The sequence below is a fragment of the Bacillus sp. FSL M7-1020 genome (genome assembly GCF_038050415.1).
In the GTDB taxonomy this organism is placed as follows: Bacteria; Bacillota; Bacilli; order Bacillales; family Bacillaceae_G; genus Bacillus_A; species Bacillus_A toyonensis.
In genome coordinates, this window is record NZ_JBBOTW010000002.1 from 362,616 (window position 1) to 381,174 (window position 18,559).

At 32.2% G+C, this 18,559-nt stretch carries 14 protein-coding genes, 1 pseudogene and 1 riboswitch; of the genes and pseudogenes, 9 read left to right on the plus strand and 6 right to left on the minus strand.

The genetic code is table 11. From position 1 onward, the window contains the following. Window positions 1-135: 135 nt before the first annotated feature. From MHB70_RS28395 to MHB70_RS28405, 3 genes are all read left to right on the plus strand, one after another. Window positions 136-735 (plus strand): hypothetical protein, encoded by a 600-nt coding sequence (locus MHB70_RS28395; protein ID WP_061530076.1) that lies wholly within the window; start codon window positions 136-138, stop codon window positions 733-735. Between the two features lie 264 nt (window positions 736-999). Then, the gene (locus MHB70_RS28400) at window positions 1,000-1,242 is read left to right on the plus strand and encodes a hypothetical protein (protein ID WP_230306522.1); all 243 of its coding nucleotides are present in this window, start codon (window positions 1,000-1,002) and stop codon (window positions 1,240-1,242) included. A 187-nt stretch (window positions 1,243-1,429) separates the two neighbouring features. Next, on the plus strand, window positions 1,430-1,627 hold the full coding sequence (locus MHB70_RS28405; protein WP_002040189.1) for an aspartyl-phosphate phosphatase Spo0E family protein: 198 nt from the start codon (window positions 1,430-1,432) through the stop codon (window positions 1,625-1,627). A 496-nt stretch (window positions 1,628-2,123) separates the two neighbouring features. Here the strand turns inward: MHB70_RS28405 and MHB70_RS28410 are convergent, their stop codons facing one another. After that, window positions 2,124-2,531, minus strand: coding sequence for a hypothetical protein (locus MHB70_RS28410; protein WP_061530077.1), 408 nt, complete (start codon window positions 2,529-2,531; stop codon window positions 2,124-2,126). Between the two features lie 434 nt (window positions 2,532-2,965). Between MHB70_RS28410 and MHB70_RS28415 the strand changes: the two genes are divergently transcribed. Together MHB70_RS28415 and MHB70_RS28420 are read left to right on the plus strand one after the other, a co-directional pair. Continuing rightward, on the plus strand, window positions 2,966-3,949 hold the full coding sequence (locus tag MHB70_RS28415; RefSeq protein ID WP_061530078.1) for a glycerophosphodiester phosphodiesterase family protein: 984 nt from the start codon (window positions 2,966-2,968) through the stop codon (window positions 3,947-3,949). Between the two features lie 507 nt (window positions 3,950-4,456). Beyond that, the gene (locus MHB70_RS28420; RefSeq protein WP_061530079.1) at window positions 4,457-5,215 is read left to right on the plus strand and encodes a DUF975 family protein; all 759 of its coding nucleotides are present in this window, start codon (window positions 4,457-4,459) and stop codon (window positions 5,213-5,215) included. An 827-nt stretch (window positions 5,216-6,042) separates the two neighbouring features. Here MHB70_RS28420 and mmuM read toward each other — a convergent pair. Continuing rightward, a complete protein-coding gene (mmuM, locus tag MHB70_RS28425) occupies window positions 6,043-7,020 on the minus strand; it encodes a homocysteine S-methyltransferase (protein ID WP_061530080.1) in 978 nt (325 codons plus the stop codon). Further along, complete coding sequence (mmuP, locus tag MHB70_RS28430; RefSeq protein WP_061530081.1) at window positions 6,995-8,404, minus strand: S-methylmethionine permease; 1,410 nt, start codon at window positions 8,402-8,404, stop codon at window positions 6,995-6,997. Before mmuP ends, mmuM begins: the two co-directional genes overlap by 26 nt. 83 nt (window positions 8,405-8,487) lie before the next feature. Continuing rightward, window positions 8,488-8,595: riboswitch (SAM riboswitch) on the minus strand. 343 nt (window positions 8,596-8,938) lie between these two features. Between mmuP and MHB70_RS28435 the strand changes: the two are divergent. Next, a pseudogene (locus MHB70_RS28435) lies at window positions 8,939-9,459 on the plus strand (IS4 family transposase); the annotation flags it as partial. Between the two features lie 371 nt (window positions 9,460-9,830). On the opposite strand, the gene MHB70_RS28440 reads toward MHB70_RS28435, so the two are convergent. Then, window positions 9,831-11,063: a HAMP domain-containing sensor histidine kinase gene (locus MHB70_RS28440; RefSeq protein ID WP_053446571.1), complete on the minus strand. Its 1,233-nt coding sequence runs from the start codon at window positions 11,061-11,063 to the stop codon at window positions 9,831-9,833. 4 nt (window positions 11,064-11,067) lie between these two features. Continuing rightward, window positions 11,068-11,760, minus strand: a complete 693-nt coding sequence (locus tag MHB70_RS28445; protein WP_000362059.1) for a response regulator transcription factor — start codon at window positions 11,758-11,760, stop codon at window positions 11,068-11,070. Window positions 11,761-12,469: 709 nt separating this feature from the next. On the opposite strand from MHB70_RS28445, the gene MHB70_RS28450 reads away from it, so the two are divergent. From MHB70_RS28450 to MHB70_RS28460, 3 genes are read left to right on the plus strand one after another with little or no spacing between them, the layout of a single operon-like run. Continuing rightward, window positions 12,470-13,270, plus strand: a complete 801-nt coding sequence (locus tag MHB70_RS28450) for a lipoprotein BA_5634 family protein (protein WP_061530082.1) — start codon at window positions 12,470-12,472, stop codon at window positions 13,268-13,270. A 21-nt stretch (window positions 13,271-13,291) separates the two neighbouring features. Then, window positions 13,292-14,005 carry an ABC transporter ATP-binding protein gene (locus tag MHB70_RS28455; RefSeq protein ID WP_061530083.1) on the plus strand — a complete coding sequence of 238 codons (714 nt, stop codon included), beginning with the start codon at window positions 13,292-13,294 and terminating at the stop codon, window positions 14,003-14,005. After that, a complete protein-coding gene (locus MHB70_RS28460) occupies window positions 14,002-16,470 on the plus strand; it encodes an ABC transporter permease (protein ID WP_061530084.1) in 2,469 nt (822 codons plus the stop codon). The genes MHB70_RS28455 and MHB70_RS28460 overlap by 4 nt, the downstream gene beginning before the upstream one ends. Window positions 16,471-16,914: 444 nt before the next feature. On the opposite strand, the gene opuD is transcribed toward MHB70_RS28460, so the two are convergent. Beyond that, window positions 16,915-18,465: a glycine betaine transporter OpuD gene (opuD, locus tag MHB70_RS28465; RefSeq protein ID WP_061530085.1), complete on the minus strand. Its 1,551-nt coding sequence runs from the start codon at window positions 18,463-18,465 to the stop codon at window positions 16,915-16,917. Between the last annotated feature and the right edge of the window lie 94 nt (window positions 18,466-18,559).

Consider the following 18,559-nt stretch of genomic DNA (forward strand, 5'->3'; position numbering starts at 1 on the left):
AAGTAAATATGAAAAAGTTAGAGAATTATCTTAGTTATTAAATAGATTCTGCCTATACTTTAAGTAGAGCCCAATTTATTAAATTTAAATAGTTTATATGTTTATATATAGAATTTTGAAGGGGGTAAATTGTAAATGATTCCAATGTCAACATATGTGGCTAAATGGGTATTAGATGACTTAACACTTGCATCAAGACCAAATCAGGGAATCAAACTAAGTACATTTAAAAAGTTAGAGAAACTTTATGTAGAATACAGAGAAATGATTGAGGGAGATACTAGATTTGAAATCACACATTATCTGCTAGAGTTTATCAATCCACATAATCTTTTTGTAGTAAGAGACGGTTACTATATATTTGATAATAAAACGCTGAAATTTATTAAAGTATCGGACGATATTCATTTTTCAAATCAAAACTTAGCGTATTGTAATAATGGAGTTGCAGTGGATTTAATAAACGGAAAAATGCATTTTTTAGAAGGGCATTATTATAAAGTTAAGACCTCATATGTTGATTTACTAAAAGGAGAAACTATCCCTGTAATGGTACTAAGTCATTTGGATAATAATGTTGGAGTATCAGTTCCTTTGAAAATGTTTAATGAGGAAAGAACTTTTAAAATTTCAGAGAGTTATATAGTTGATCTTACCTCTACGAATTGTAACAACGATAGTGAATTTAATCAAAAGGGAAACATAATACGATTTCTAAAACCTTCCATTGTGTAGTTAAGGATATATGGTAATTAAATTCATAATGGGTTCAAGAGGGTGAAAAAGGTGCCATTTTAAATGTATACAGTCTTTCGCGGTAAAGTAATTATAAAGGATGAATATAAAGTGTTGGTTGAATTAATAAATACAGGAAGCTGGGAAGAAGCAACTCTAAAATTACTACTCGTTAAATAATATACAAAAGTTTATCAGAGCAAGGATATTCCATTTACAAAGAAACAAATAAATGAAGCATTAGCAGAAGATGATTGTCTATATATGAGATGGCAGCCTGGCAACTGGGAAGAAGAAAATGACTATTATACAAATTTAAAAGGTAATGAAAGGGCATTTATAACCAATTTAAAGAACTACAGAGATACAGAACATAACGTGGCACCTATTACCTCATTTATAAATGTGATATTAAAAGAAGTAGCGACACATATTATAAAGCTGGAAGTTTGGTATGGTGAAGCTGATGGATCAGGGGAAAATGTTTTTATAAATAATGATTTATAAAGAAGTTGTAGCAGTAATTAAATATTGCTGCTTTTTTATTTATTAATACACTAAAAATTATTGTTGTTAGCTTTATGTATATTCATTTATAATAGAATATGGAAAATTTTATACTGCATTTAAGTATACAAGGGCTGGGAGCAGCTCTTTTTATTTTGCTCAGGGGGAGTGTGAAAGAAAAAAGTGTATGTTAGTGACAATATTAAATAATCTAATAGAAAATAAAAAATTAGAATTGGTAGAACTTGTAAATAAACATGGCTTTAGTCATACAAAAGTAATCCATTTAAGTCAAGAAATTGATAAATTAATTAATAAATATTTGAATATAAAAAAGGAACCCTATAATAGGGTTCAAAGGGAACAGATACATAAAAATAAATAAAAAGAATAATTCAATTATATAAGAAATTTGATACTGTAATATTGAGAAGGTGTAAAAACTCAATTAAGTTTGTTTAAAATTTACCCTTTTTAAGGGGATGGGTAAAGAAACCCAATTAGTGATTCAAACAGCATAGGACAGGATAAAACTTGCTGCACAGGTGCAAAGATATATATTGAGGAAAAAGAAGGTAACAACGAAAGAATAAGCGTAACAAGTAGGGGATACAGCGGTCCGCCAGGTGAAGATTTCTGATTAAAACTCCCTTAGAATTTTTAAAAAACATCAAAATGTCGCAACTGATTTGTGCACATGGCGACTTCATTTAAAAATACTGTAACCTATATATTTACCTCAACTCGTAAAAAAATTATTACCAATAGACCAAAAACACTTCTATGGCGAGCTGTATTGCAACCTATCAACTTAATCTTGCCCATCTGCCGTTTTGACTTTTACGTATCAAACCTGGATTATTTTTCATTTTGTTAATGGATTAATCAAAAAAGATTAAATGCATCTTACTGCTAGATCTTGATTTCGCAAAAAATTCCGCTTCATTTCCTCCATCCACAAAGCCACCAATATTTCTGAAAACTCCACATTCACCGGGGCCTAAATATCGTACTCCTACATAATCATTATAGCTATCAGGATCGTACTCCCATAGTTCAACTTTTAACTTACTAGTTGAACCTACTTCAGCAGCTCGACAAATCTTATAATCTCCACCAGTAGAGGCATATACATCACTTTCAGCACCATTTGAATATAGCGTTTGTTCTCCTAAGTAATCCCATCCAGAACTAAAAGGATCTATTGTGTTTGCAAATGTAGAAGAAGGGACCGACAATACTAACAACGTCGTTACGAATGCCACCATACTCATTTTAAATTTTTTCATTCTTATTCCTTCTCCCTTGTTTGTAATTAAAAATTATTGTTCTCCACATAATACATAAAATATTTTGTTTTATTCCAAATAAATGAATGCTTTAAAATAATGTTGTTTGAAATTACTTCTGTCCATATGTCAGAGCAAATAAATAACTTTTTTAAATAGTTTGCTTAAAAATTATTTGAAATTTATTAATCGAAAGAGAAGAAAACACTACGATTTTTTCAAATCAATGCATAAGTCATACAATTATCTAAAAGAAAAATCATCGCAACATATTTATAGTACTTTTCTATTACTCTCGCTTTATATCAAATTACTAACCTTTAAATACCAATGATATCCATTGTAATGTAATAAGATAGGTTGTAACATTTACCAGTATTTAAATGACAAACGTTGTTTAAATCATTTCAACAAATAGTTACGAGGAGAATACAATGATTAAAATAAAAAGGTTACTAAAACGTAAAACGACTTGGATAATTCTTATCCTATTTGTATTTATTTATGTAAATAATAGTTCTTTTTTTGCTAAGAGGGATGAGGGAGCTCCTACTCTTCTTGCTCACCGAGGACTTTCACAAACATTTAGCATGGAAGGGATTGAGGGTGATACATGTACAGCAGAACGTATAAATAAACCTGAATATCCTTATTTAGAAAATACAATTCCATCGATGGAAGCGGCATTTAAAGCTGGGGCTGATCTAGTAGAGTTTGATGTTCAACCTACTAAAGATAATAATTTTGTTATTTTCCATGACTGGACTCTTGATTGCCGTACAAATGGTAAAGGTGTTACAAGAGATTTTACAACAAAAGAATTACAAGCACTTGATATTGGTTATGGTTATACAGCTGATGGGGGGAAAACATTCCCGTTTCGTGGTAAAGGGATTAATCTTATGCCAACACTCGATGAAGTACTTAATCATTTTCCAGATCGTACTTTTCTTATTCATATCAAAAGTGATGATGAAAATGAAGGAATCCAATTGGCTGATTACCTAAAGAAACTACCAGCTAAACGCCTTGAGCAACTAACTGTATATGGTGGAGATAAGCCAATTGCTGCAATAGAAGAGCGCATCCCTAGTTTACGAACAATGTCAAAAGCAACTATGAAAAAGGATCTTCTTACTTATATTGCGTTAGGGTGGACTGGTTACATGCCTTCAAGCCTGAAGCATGGTGAGTTGCATATACCAGACAAAGTAGCTCCTTGGCTTTGGGGATGGCCAAATCGTTTTCTTAATCGAATGGATAAAGCGGATACTCGAGTTATGATTGTAGGGGGAAATGGATTTGGATTTTCAAGTGGATTTGACTCACCTGAAGATATAAAGCGTCTTCCTGAGGATTATACAGGTGGAATTTGGACAAATCGCATTGATAAAATAGCACCTTTATTTAAGAAATAAGGGATAATATAATAATCGAAGTGTTTATATGGTGACAGTATTACTTTAAGTTCCTAGAATTGTTGTTTTAGAATTGATAGAATGAAATATTTAACAAAAAAGATGAATTTATGATATATTTCTAAAGTAGTGCACGAGTGCAAAATCACAAGAAAGATCACCTATTTTATAGGTGATCTTTTAATGTTTATTAAATGCATTTTTTATTGATCTAATACAAATAATTTTTAAACCTTTTTACAAAAGATAAAACTACATGAAAATTAAAAGCAAGTAAAAAAATGCAGAGTGGTTTATCTAAAAATATAGAATTTTCAACAAAGATGCATAATTATGTTATATAATGATGTTAACAAACCATATTTTAGGCATTACCCCGATTGTGTAGAATAAATAATTTGTTTTGATGAGCTAAAATATTTAGCTAAAAGAACTTGTAGCGGGGCCTGCTACAAGTTCTTTAATTTTTTCAGTAAAGGAAAATAAGAAAAAGGAGGGAATACAAGTATGACAAGAAATTTAAAGAAAGCAGCAATTAATTCGTTAGATGGTAAATGGGGGCTGGGTATAGGAGTATCAGCGTTAAACTATTTTGTACCTACTCTTAGTGCATCAGCAATCGCGGGTTTTATGTATTTAATAGTTGGCCTATTTATTGGAGTAATTGGTTTGGATGTGTTCTTAATTTATTCAATTAGTGGGGAACCACAAGTAGATCCGATTGCATTAGTATTACTTATTCTAAGTTATATATTTTTAGGACTTATTTGTTTCTTAATTTACAGTTCCATACAAGGTATCTTTAACTATGGATACTCTGTTTTCACCTTACATTTAGGTAAAAATGAAGATGCTAAAGTAGATGATGTATTTTTGGGGTTTAAGAAGAACAATTTGTTTAAGTCAATAAAATTAGGCCTGTTGCAGGCTATTTTTCTTTTTTTATGGAGTCTCTTATTAATTGTTCCAGGTATTATTAAATATTTTTCTTATTCCATGTCGTATTACATATTAATAGAGAATCCAGATTATACAGCAAGTGAAGCATTGAGGGAGAGTAAAAGAATAATGAAAGGACAAAAGTTAAAGTTATTTGTTATTTGGTTATCATTTATTGGTTGGTTTTTCTTAGCCGCATTTATAGGAATGTTTACATTTAATCTATCATTTATTTTCATTTCTCCTTATTACAACACAACTGTCTCACATTTTTACTTAGATCTAATTAAAAAACAGGATGTTGGAGAAGCGAAGGTAAGTATATAAATAGGAAGGAAGAAAGTATGTATAAGGAAAGTGTATACTATCTTGATAGTGGATATGCAATTAAGCATATCCATTTTTAAGTATTATATTAAAAGAGTTAAGCTGCTAGATATATGATATTTATTATGATTTGAGCAAGGATACCGCAAACATGTTGCGAATTGGAGGAAATAGCGATGTGGCGGTACGCCATACCCATCAACTTAAGAATGGAAACAAAGTGTACTTTCATTTTGTGGGGTAAAGCATTCCTAAAATAGAAGCATACTCTTAATAATACGCATACCAAATAAACCCTATCGTTTTATTAAAAGTCAAGGCAAGAGTAATGAAATCCTATATTTATGCGATTGAATATAATGTCACACATTTTATAAGGTAAAAAGGAAAGGATAGATAAACAGGAGAGTATACCTGTTTACATCTATCCTTTTTTACAACAATATGACCACATTTACTACTACAACAAGGATTTTTACCACAACAAATTTTCATATAGTTATTGAACTATTTTTTGAATAACTAAATAAACCTCTTCGTTAACTTTAATTACGAATAAATGGTCCCCTTCACCTTCAATTGGATCAACTACATCTTCATTAAAAGATTCAGCATGTTGTCTACCATATCTATTAAACTAGCGGTTTTTATTTTCCCTAATTCCTTTCCATACCTAAGGTACACAAAAGTCCACTGGATTCCCGAGGCTACCATCCACATCTGTGTCTCTGAAAAGACATTTTGTGCCACTAGACGAAACTGTAGATTCCTAAACAAGCTAAATCATGAAAATACACACAAAGATAGATTATCATCTACATACACCATTACTGTTTTGCTTCGTTCGAATAGAAAAACTCGGAAGAACGCCACTTGTTCGATATCTCCTCAATGTGATAAGGTGTCGTTCTGCAGCATCCACCTATTAAACGTGCACCTGCTTGGTACCATTCTTCAGATTGAATATCCAACGCGTTACATTGTTCATGATCATGCCATGTTTTTGTTTCTGGATTATAAGTCTCGCCAGAGTTTGGATAAACAATAATCGGTTTTTTGGTGTTTGCCCTCAACTCTTGGATTGCACCAGTCACAACGGTTACTGGCGCACAATTGATGCCTATCGCTACAATTTGTTTACTTTTCTCAAAAGCTCGTGCACACTCCACGAGTTTTATACCTTCACTAATCTCTTTCTTATTTTTTAGCGAAAAGGAAAGCCACGCATATGTTTCTGGAAACTCACGCAATAATGTATCTAATACTCTTGCTTCTTGCAGGGAAGGGATTGTTTCAAATGCCAATAAATCTGCACCTGCTTCGATTAACGCAGACATTCTCGAACGGTGAAAGTCTGCTAATGTTTTATCTGTCACACCATAGTTGCCTACATACTCTGAACCATCTGCAAGATAAGCCCCGTACGGCCCAACTGATGCAACAACCAATGGTTTAGGCCTATTCGTTTGCGTATTTTCCTTCCAAAAATCATCTCTTGCCCTTCTTGCAAGTAACACCGTTTTCTTAATTAATTCCAAAGCTTCCTGTTCTTGTATTCCACGCGCGGAAAACCCACTAATAGTAGCTTGATAGCTTGCTGTTATGGCACAGTCCGCTCCAGCACGAAAATAGTCCAAATGAACCTGATAAATGAGTTCCGGATTTTCTAGTAACACACGTGCCGACCAAAGGGGATCGTCCAAATTACATCCATGCGCCTCCAATTCTGTAGCTAATGCTCCGTCAAGAAGCATAATGGAATGTTGGGATAAAATAGCATCAATTGGGTTGGTTTTGTTCGACATAATCTACGCCCCTCTTTTTTAGATTTTTTGTTAGATAATAACTTCCATAGCAAAACAAAATAAACGGTATGCCACAATATAAGGCAATTCTCTGTGTTGGATCGAATGCAATTCCAATACACGATGCCAAACAAAGGATAAAAGAAGCAATTGGTACTAATGGATATAGTGGTGTGCGATAAATCAAGTCCTTTTCAGAATTTCCTTCTTTCAAAAATTGTCTGCGAAATAGGAACTGGGAAGCACTAATACTCATCCAAACTACAACTACTGCTAGACCGGAAATGGAAACAAGTACGATATAGACAGTATCTGGTGCCACAATACTTGAGAGCAAAGCCAAAGCTCCACCCACCATGCTGAAAATGACGGCGTTGATTGGAACACCTTGCTTCGTCATTTTTCCAAAAATCGGGGATATCGTATTCTTATTAGCAAGCGACCAAAGCATTCTAGAAGAGGCATATAGGCCTGAGTTTGCCGCAGATAAAATGGCTATTAAGATAACGAAATTCATTATGTCAGCTGAATATGGCACCCCAATTCGTTCTAGAACTGCAACAAAAGGGCTCTCTGATACCCCTGCATCGGAAATAGGCAATAACGCAGATAAAACAACAATCGTTCCTACAAAAAAGATGATCAATCTCCACAGAGTAGTTCGAATAGCCTTCGGTATCATTTTTTCCGGGTTCGCTGTTTCTCCAGCTGCAACGCCTATTAATTCTGTTCCCGAAAAAGCAAAATTAACCGCAAGCATGGTCATCATAATGGCCGTAGCACCATGAGGAAATAAACCTCCACTTGTAAAATTAGAAAAGAATGGTGCTGCTTTTGAATGAGTCATCGGAAGAAACCCTAGCATTGCCGCTACTCCTAAAACAATAAAAATCACAATAGCTATAACCTTTATCGATGAAAACCAAAATTCGGATTCGGCGAAAAATTTAACAGTCAGGACATTTAATACAAAGATCAAAATGGCAAAAAGAGCACTCCATACCCAAACATTAATCGATGGAAACCATCGCTTCATAAGTAATCCTGCGGCAGTAAATTCAGAACCTAAAGCAACAGTCCAAGTTAGCCAATACAACCAGGCTACTGTATACCCTGTACCTGGTCCAATGTATTTAACTGCATAACTATGAAATGCGCCCGTTTCAGGCATATGTACGGATAGCTCTCCTAAACATAGCATAACTAGATAAACCACTAGCGCACCAATCAGATAGGATAGAATTGTTCCAAACGGGCCAGCTTGTTGAATAGTGTAACCCGAGCTTAAGAATAACCCCGTTCCAATCACCCCACCAAGTGATAGCATGACTAAATGACGTGCTTGCATTTTTCTTTGAAATTCTTGCCCATTTTTGTTCTCCATTTCTACTCTCCTTTAGTTACTATCCAGAAAAAACAAAAACGCACTCTAAAAAAGAGGGCGCTACTGACAAATAAAAACGGAAGCTCTCATCTATCAGGATTATCACCCGCTGGAATTAGCACAGTGTCTACATAAGCAGACCTGTTGCTGAGGTTTCATAAGGCCAGTCCCTCCACCTCTCTGGATAAGAAATATTTTTTTATAACCTTATCAATCCATTCAATAACTGTCAAGATAATTCTGTTTTTTTAAAAAATTATCTATTATAGAAATACAAAAAATAGAGTATTACTATAACTGCAACCCACTCCTTCTTGGGTATTATTTAAAAATCGAACATACAAAATCTCATTTATTTATGATACGGTTCACAAACACTTCCTCAAAAGTTGATGCACTTCTAAATATCTTCTTACTTCTTTGGCTATGGGGTCACCATACATAACCATCAACTCAGGAGATTTTAATACCCTCAAATATCAAAAAACGTTATCCTTTCTAAACAAGCTAAATTAGAAAGGATGATGTTTTCTTATGAATCTCTCGATTCAAGATGAATTACTACCATTTGCAGAAGAATTACAACGATATGTTACACCTGTATTCTTAGAAGAACTTGCAAGAGAAATAGGATTTATAAAGCGAAAACGTAAGTTTTCTGGATCAGACTTAGCTGCTATTTGCATTTGGATTAGTCAACGGGTGGCAGTGATTCCTTGGTTCGATTATGTAGTAGGCTTCATGCAGCGACAGGCACTTTACTTAGCCCTGAGGGCTTAAATATACGTTTAAATGCTAAAGCTGTTTTGTTTTTAAAACATATTTTTTTACTGTTAGAACAAAAGATATGTGAACAAACACAAATTTCTAACCACCTTTTCTCTTATTTTCAACGAGTCTGTATTCTAGATGCCACCGTATTTCAAGTGCCAAATGCTTTAGAGAATGTGTATCTAGGCTCTGGAGGGTGTGCCCAAACAGCTGGAATCAAAATTCAATTAGAATATGATCTGCACAGTGGAGAATTTCTTAACTTTCAAGTTGGACCAGGGAAAAAATAAAAGAGCCTACATCTCCAATTACTTAGTAATTGGAGATGTAGGCTTTATTTTTCAATGTCTATTTATAGTTATTTATATTTAAAGTTCCGGGTAAAGTTATGGTTTAAATTGTGGCAGATGTATGCTACAAATCACATTTATAGAAAGACGTGAAAATAGTAATTAATTTTATAGTGTTAGGGGTCTTGTCACACATGCTTAAGTTGATGGATATGTGACAAGACCCCATGACCATCAAGCTAAGTTCCTATAATACCCTAAAAACGAAAAATTTATCTCTCCACAGTCATTCTTCTTTTTTCAACGCTAATTAATTTTTGAAAATTATACTTAAAAGTGTGGATGTTAAAAAAATTTAATGACTATTAATACTTCATAAAAGTAATTGTAAACTTTGTAAATGAATGTTTTTGGCTTTCTACTTTAATAAATCCATGATGAGCTTCGATAATTGATTTTGCTAGTGCTAAGCCAATTCCAATAGATCCTTCTTTTTTAGAATTTTTTGCTTTGTAAAATCTATCGAATATATATGGCAAATCTTCTGATGCAATACCTTCACCAAAATCTTGAATTATAATTTCAGTATGAATAGGAGAGTTTGTGACTTCAATATAAATAGAACTATTATCATTTGAATGTTCAATGGAATTCTTTAAAATATTTAATAAAGCTTCTTGCATCCAAATACTGTCATGCAAAAGTGATATTTTTTCATTGGTTTCTAAATGTATGTTCATATTTTTTTTATTTAATTTACTGTTCAAACTAGCAATGACCTCATAAATTGTATCAATAATATCAGAATTTTCTTTTTCAAATAATATTGCCCTAGCATCTATTTTTGAAACTTTTAATAAATTATGTATTAAAAAGCTGATTCTTGAAATTTGAACTTCATTATTGTGTAAAAAATGATATTGCTGTTCATTTAATTTACCTTGTAATAAGATATCATTGTTCACTGTTAGTGTTGAGAGTGGTGTTTTTAGTTGATGAGAAATATCTTGTAAAGTTTGAATTAAAAATTGTTTCTCTTCCAATAAATTATGCATACTTTTTCTAATAACATTTTTCAGTTTATGAAAAGAATTAGCGAGTTTTGCTAGATCTCCTTCTCTATTTTCCTTTATATCAATGGTGTAATCACCTTCAATAATTTTATTCGCTGCAGCTGTTACATTTCTAATTTTTAAGAAAAAAGATTTATATTGTAAGTAATTTAGAAAAATTAGGATTAAACTGAACCCTATTGCTCCAAGGAACATGTATATATTGTTTTGGGATATATGTTTATTTAAATAAGGAAAAAGTCTTGAATCCAATTCAGCAGATAGACCATATTGATTTAATAGCATTTCTCCATCACTGGAATAATCTTTTTTATTCGCTGTATCATTTGTAAGTGCTTGTATTATTTCGTATTCATTTTCTGGGTTTTGTGTAATTAGTTTTCCGGTAATTTCACTCCAAATAGTAATATAATCATTTTTTAAATGGTCATATAGAATATGAACTGTGATAACTTGATATATAATAAATAAAAAAGAGATTAATGCTAATGTAAGTATATTAATTTTTATTTCTCTATTTATCATTAAATTACTCCTTACTGACGTCTTTATTCCAGAAATATCCGACACCTCTTTGTGTAATTATACAGTTAGGATTTTGTGGAGTATCCTCAATTTTACTTCTTAATCTTTTTACATAAACAGAAAGAGTATTTTCATCGAAAAACACTTCACTTTCATCTACTATTTTTTTCAATATCTCATTTCTTTGTAACACTTTATGAGGATTTAGCATTAGCGTTAATAAAAGTTTGTATTCTAAATGTGTTAAATTTATACTTTTCTGATGCTTAAAAGCTCTGGCCGCCTCAACTTCAAGCTGTATATTTCCAGACCTCAATATAGTATTAGAAGCTGTTTTAATTTTTTTTCTTAATTGTACCTTTACTCTAGATAATAGCTCTTTTACCCTGAAGGGTTTTGTTATATAATCATCTCCACCAATTTCAAGGCCCATTACTACATTCGCCTCCTCATCTAGTGCTGTGAGGAAAATAATAGGTATATCACCTTTTCTTTTAAGATAGGTACATAAATCATACCCATTTCCATCTGGGAGTCCAACATCCAATATAGCTAAGTCAAATTTATTATTTTCGTATTGGTCTTTTGCATCTTGTACAGTAGAAACTCTTATAACCTCGAGTCCTTCTCCTTTTAGAGTAAACTCAATAGCCATTCCTAGATCGTTATCGTCTTCAACGAATAATACTTTATCCACAGTATCTCTCCTCATTTGTCTTTGATTATGGCAGTATTTTAGATTATGACAGTTATTTTACACGTTGATTGGCTAATTTAAAATAGTTTAGTATGGAAATGGACTTTTAGAGGCTTTTCTGAGTATAAGCATAATACCCAAATCGGCTTTCAGCTTTTCAGCACATAATGAGATACAACAATTATTTAAAGCAGAATATTTACGTAATTCATACAAGTTATTGCTTATATTTTGAAAAACCTTGTAATAGAATCTTGTAGAAATTGTCCGTTTTTATAAAATCAGTAATGTTTTATTTAAGTTAACTTATACAAAAATGTTAAATGAAAATTGAATTCGCATTAATTATGTAAATGAATTTTAAAAACAGCCCATTGAGAATAAGAGCTGAATGGGAGCGGATTTTCGAGAATTTGAAAAGTATGTGTGTCCTTAAATAAGTGTATAAAAGCCATTTAAGTGTACAATTTTAAAATATATCTTGAGCAGAGTTACGAGTATATAAAAAGTTAGATTTAGTAATCTTACTAAACTGTAAGATTAAAGTATATATAGTAAGACAAGAGTTATTCAATTAACAATTAAAGGCGTCTATACTGAAGGTAATCATTCTTTATTAAGACTTGTAGCATTTTAGTCACTGTTTTATTTAAAGAAGAAAACCACTGTTCTAATCCCAGATTAAACATAGTATATGAGGAGGAAGAAAATGAAAAAGGTAATAGGATTTCTAGCAGTAACAGCAATTTTTATAGGTATAGGGTTTGCTGTAAATCGTTATATAAATGGTCCCTCACAACCAGTAAACGGTATCATGGTATCTGGAACGAAAGAAAATATATCTGCTGTTAAAAATCTGTATAAAGATCAAAACGTACAAACAGCAGATTATAGTTATAAATTGGTCACAGAAATAATAAAACAAGAACTCACTACCGAACAGAAAGAATATATGAAGAAAGAATGGAAAGAAAAAGGAGAAAATATGACTGAAGAAGAGATGGACAAAGAACTTGATAAGTCATCTGTTAGAAAGAAACAATACGCGGTTATTACAAAATCTACAGCAGAAAAATTCTTAAAAAAAGGAATTGTAAGAACGCCCTTATCAAAAGAAGATAGTTCATTGACTTCAACCCCAGTAAAAGAAATAAAAGAATTAGCGAATGAAAAAAATTTATTTTATAGAAAAAAAGCGGAAGATGAGGAAGTTAAGGATGGAAATTTAAATTTAAATGGACAGATGATACCTGTTCAACATATTGAACAAAATAATTGGATTGGCTATTTTTCATCACCGATAGTAATTGTTAATGAGGACACATATAAACAATTAAAAGAAAAAGAAGTAAGCCTTTCGTTAATTCAGTTTGCAAAAGAAAATTTTGATTATAAAAATAAAAACAAGGTAAATAAGGTGATCGAAAACATTTCAAAAGTGTATGAAGTGAAAGACGAGAATAGTGAATACGATAGAGATAAAATCTATTTTGTAGAGATTCAAAATTAATCTGTGAAAAGGATGAGTTGTATGGAGGTTGTTAGATTAGAAAATGTAGAAAAAACATATGGAGAGGGAGAAACGCGAGTACAGGCGTTAAATGGAATTAATCTTTCCATTCATAGGGGAGAATTCGTAACCATAGTTGGAGCGTCAGGTTCTGGTAAAAGTACGCTATTACATATTTTAGGAGGGTTGGATCGTCCGAGTTCAGGAAATGTGTTTATAGGTGGTGAAAATATCTATAATTATAAAGATAATGAACTTTCTATTTTTCGCCGAAGAAAAGTTGGCTTTATATTTCAGTTTTTTAATTTGATACCTGTCTTGAATGTACAAGAAAATATTGCTTTGCCAGCTCTACTGGACGAGGAACAGGTAGATGATCATTACCTGGATGAAATTATACGAACTCTAGGATTAAATGAAAGGCGAGATCATTTGCCTTCTGAATTATCGGGTGGTCAACAACAAAGGGTATCTATTGGTAGATCTCTTATAAATAAACCCGATATCATCTTAGCAGATGAACCAACCGGAAATCTAGATACAAAAAATACAAAAGAAGTTCTGAATTTATTAAAAGTAACGGCTAAAAAATATAATCAGACGGTGATTTTAATTACCCATGACCCTGCTATCGCATCAAACTCTGATCGAATTATAACCATTGCAGATGGCATGATTATTTCAGATAAACAATTAGTGCAAAATCAAGCAAAATGTGGAGGGGAGGAGTATTGATTCGTAGTTACAAACAGTTAAGTCAAAAATATCTCAGAAGTAATATAAAACGTACTCTGCTAACATTAACAGGCATTATTTTAGCATTGGCGCTAATAACAACGATTGGATTGTTTTTTAATAGCGGATACACTTCGGGAATTGACAATGCTAAAAAAGGTTCTATGGGTTCCGCAAATATTTTAGTTGAAAATTATAATCAAAAGCTTTTCAATATGATAAAAAGTAATCCGAATATATCTTCTTATGGCATCATAACTCCAGGAGAGACGCTCGATGTTGATGAAATAGCTGTCTCTTATATGTATGCAGACCAACAAGCATTAAAGCTGTTACATTCTAGTATGCCTGTACAAGGTAAGCTACCTTCAAATGAAAACGAGGCTGTTTTGGAAAAATGGATGCTACCTTACTTCGAGCCCAATCTTAAATTAGGCGGTATGTTTACTATTCATGATAAAAAATATAAACTTGTTGGTTTGCTAAATAAGTCTAATAGTACTCAGGAAAATAAAACAGGTCAATTATTGACATATAAAAATAGGTTTAAAGTTGGAGAAGGTAGCGTATTGATTGAATTGCATAAGTACGCAAACTTTGATGAAGTTGAAAATCAATTTAAATTATTAACGAATAAAGAAAATATAAGAGTGAATGATGGATTAAAGAGAGCCTTAAAGCCTAGTGTGGAGATAATGATGGCAGCCGCTATTAGTATTGGGATTGTTGTGATTTCTACGATTGTTATTATTTACAATGCATTTCAAATTAGTATAGTAGAGCGAATGAAACAGTTTGGGTTATTGAGGAGTATAGGAGCTACAAAAAAACAAATCAGAAAAATTGTGATAAGGGAAGCAACATTTCTTTCAATTATTGCTATCTTTTTTGGGATTATGTGCAGTATATTAGTAGTCTTTTTACTTAATCAAGTACTGATAAACGTACTTAAAAACTCTATGGGATATACAATTAAATTAGATTGGTTAATTATATGTGTAAGTTCTCTAATTACATTGATAACTGTCTATATTTCAAGCTATTTTCCTGCTTTTTTTGCAGGTAGAATTTCACCGTTACTGGCCGTAAGTAGCCGATTAGCTATAAAAAAAGAAAAAATAAAGAAAAAAAAGAGAACAAAGTTAAAGAAACCACTATCTTTTCCCTTAAGTATGGCATTAAAAAATATCCAAAGGAATCCCAATAGATATACAGTTACAATCTTGTCTATTATTATAAGTAGTGTACTGTATATTACGTTTACGTTTCTCATAGATACTGTCATTCAGCGTAAACAACCGGAAATTCAAGCTCTAAAATCGGACATATCAGTTATGCTTAATTCAAATTTAGACAAGCCTAGCATAGATCGTATGAGTCGAAATATTTATAAAGTCAATAATGTAGAGAAGCTGTACAAGCAATATCAGGCAAATGATTTTTATACGAAAGTACCAAAAAATAAACAAATTAAAGAATTACAAGGAAATGAATCGCTGTATCAAAAAGTAAAATATAATAATCAAACTGTAGAAATTATGAAAACACAAATAAAAGCATACGATGAGAATAGTTTAAAGAAACTAGCTGAAAATGTAACTAGTGGAAGAATTGATATTTCAAAATTAAATCGTGAAAAAGAGGTTATTTTAGTAAAACAAGCTGCAACGAATGATATGAATACAAGTAAAAAATATATAGGTTCTCTAAGCACTTTTCAGGTAGGGGATGAAATCCAAATAACAAGTCAGCAGGAAAGAAAATCTACAGAGGAAATCTCCTACAATGAAGAAAAACTGGAAACTTTAAAAATAGCTGCAATTGTAGAATTGGATATTTTTAATATGAGCAGAGTGATGGATACCATAACTTTTATTACTAGTGAACAAATAGCTGAATATATTACACCATCTCCACAAAAATTATCAGGTTTTGAAATTGATTTAGAGAATCAATCTCAGGCTGATGCTACAATTTTAGATATACAAAAGAAACTGGGTGGAGATGCATCTATAGATGTACAAAATAATATTGTTCAAAGTAATTTTCATACAGACAATGTACTTTATATAAAAATATTAGGGTACGGATTTATAGCTGTTATTACACTGATTGGTTGTGTGAATATTTTAAATACCATTACAGTCAGCATCATTATGAGAAGAAAAGAACTAGCTGCTTTAAAATCGATTGGTATGTCGCAAAAGGATTTAAAAAAGATGATTACTTATGAAGGGCTCCTGTACGGTCTCTTTGGAAGTATACAAGGAATCTTTTTCGGCTGTATGCTTTCATATATTCTTTATATAGCGCTTTCGAATATGGTGTCTTTTGAATTAATTATTCCTTATCAATCTATCTTTACCACATTTATAACTGCACTGTTGATTAGTTATGTAGCGGTACTAATACCACTTCGGAAAATTCAAAAGGATAATGTTATAGATGTAATTAGAGAAGAATAACAGTAGTCATAACAATATGTTGTTCGTGAAATACAATGCCTGTAATTTTTAGAGTGGAATATAAAGGGTTTGTAAAAGAAGGTTAGACAAAGTTAAAGCTTTATCAAGGGAAGGTAATTTCTTCTCTTGATAAAGCTTTTTTTTGAGATAAGGGATAGTTTTAAAATGTATAAAATAGAAAAAGCTTCAGAAAAAGATAAAGAATAGTTAAATGAAATCAAAAGGATTAGAACTAAATGAAAGGTGAAAGTGGACACATTGTTAATGTTAGTTCATAAAAGGTTATCACCATATGTTTATCAAGCTAATATTTTAAAGTGTCTCCGAAATAAAAAATTTCTTCGTCTTGAGGAACTATCAAATTCTTAAGTTGATAGATGTGTGGCTACAGTAAGGTTAAATAATAGAAAAGCACCTCTCTAGCAAAGAAGAGGTGCTTTTCTATTATATAACTTTTTTAATTTTTTGCGGTGATTGTTTCGTTTGAGTAATGATATTCTCTTGTCGTAATTCTTTAAAGAGCGACGTGACCATAAGAACGACTACAATAGAGAATGGTAAAGCTGCTATGATCGCTGCAATTTGCAGTGCATTTAATCCACCAGCTTGCAAGAGAATGGCTGCAATAGCTGCAATTGTTAAACCCCAAATAAGCTTCAAACTGTTTTTCGGTGATAAGTTACCATTGCTTGTTTGCATAGCAACAACAAATGTTGCGGAGTCAGCAGAGGTAACGAAGAATGTTGCGACTAAAGTTAGTCCAATAATGGTCAAAAATGTTGAGAATGGTAAATGCGAAATGACAGCGAATAAACCAATTTCGGTACCATTTTTCGCAATTTCATCAGCAATTCCAAGTGATTGGAACATTTCCATATGAATAGCTGTACCACCAAAAACAGCGAACCAAAATGTACAAATGAATGTTGGGATTAATACGACGCCGATAATAAATTCACGAATTGTACGCCCGCGAGAAACACGGGCAATGAATGTACCGACGAATGGAGACCAAGAAATCCACCAGCCCCAGTAAAAAATAGTCCAATTTTCAATCCAAGAAGAAGATTCTTTGCTAAAAGCACCTAAATTTAATCCCATGCTTGGTAATGCTCCAATATAAGAGCCCAGTGTGGAAGTAAAATACTTCATGATAAAGACAGTTGGCCCTAAAATTAAAAAGGAAACGAGTAATATTCCAGCGAGTGAGAAGTTTAAGTTACTCAAATATTTAATCCCACGATCTAAGCCAGTTTGTGCACTTGTTAAATAGAGTACAGTGAAAATGGCAATAAGTACGAGTTGTGTACCAATTGTGTTATTAATAGAAGGGAATAAATAGCTTAATCCTCCAGCGATTTGTTGTGCACCGATGCCTACGGATGGTACGATTCCAAATACAGTTGCTAAAACAGCCAAAATATCTACTGTTTTTCCAATAGGAGAATGTTTCGATCGATTAAATAATGGAGTAACAGTAGCGCCAATTGTGCTACCTTTTTGTTTTCGGAATGTAAAATATGCAATTGTTAGAGCGACCATTGCATAAAGTGACCAAGGGAAGAGACCCCAGTGGAAAAATGAATATTGCATAGCAAGTTTTGCGCTTTCCTCAGATCCAGGTTCACCGGTAAGCGGTGCTCCAAAGTGTGAAATGGGTTCAGTAATTCCATAAAAGAGAAGTCCGATGCCCATTCCTGCTCCAAATAACATGGAAAGCCAAGAGAGGTAACTATATTGCGGTTTTTCATCATCTTTACCAAGACGAATGGAGCCATACTTTGAAGATGCTAAATAACCAGCTAAAATAATCATTGTGGTCATAAGTAGAGAGTAAAACCATCCAAACTTATTGAGAATAAATGCGTTTAAAGAAGAGGTAACACTTTGTAAATCATAGCTTTGTATCCAACTTGCTGGAATTATACCCCATATAATAAATAAGGTTGTAAGCAAGATGGAGATATAGAATACACTGTTTTCTTTTTTTATCATAGAATCCCACCTTTTATTTAATAAAGTTAAAAATTATATTAATAATAACAATGATAGGGTTAATTGTCAAAAAATTCTTTTTTTATAGGTGATA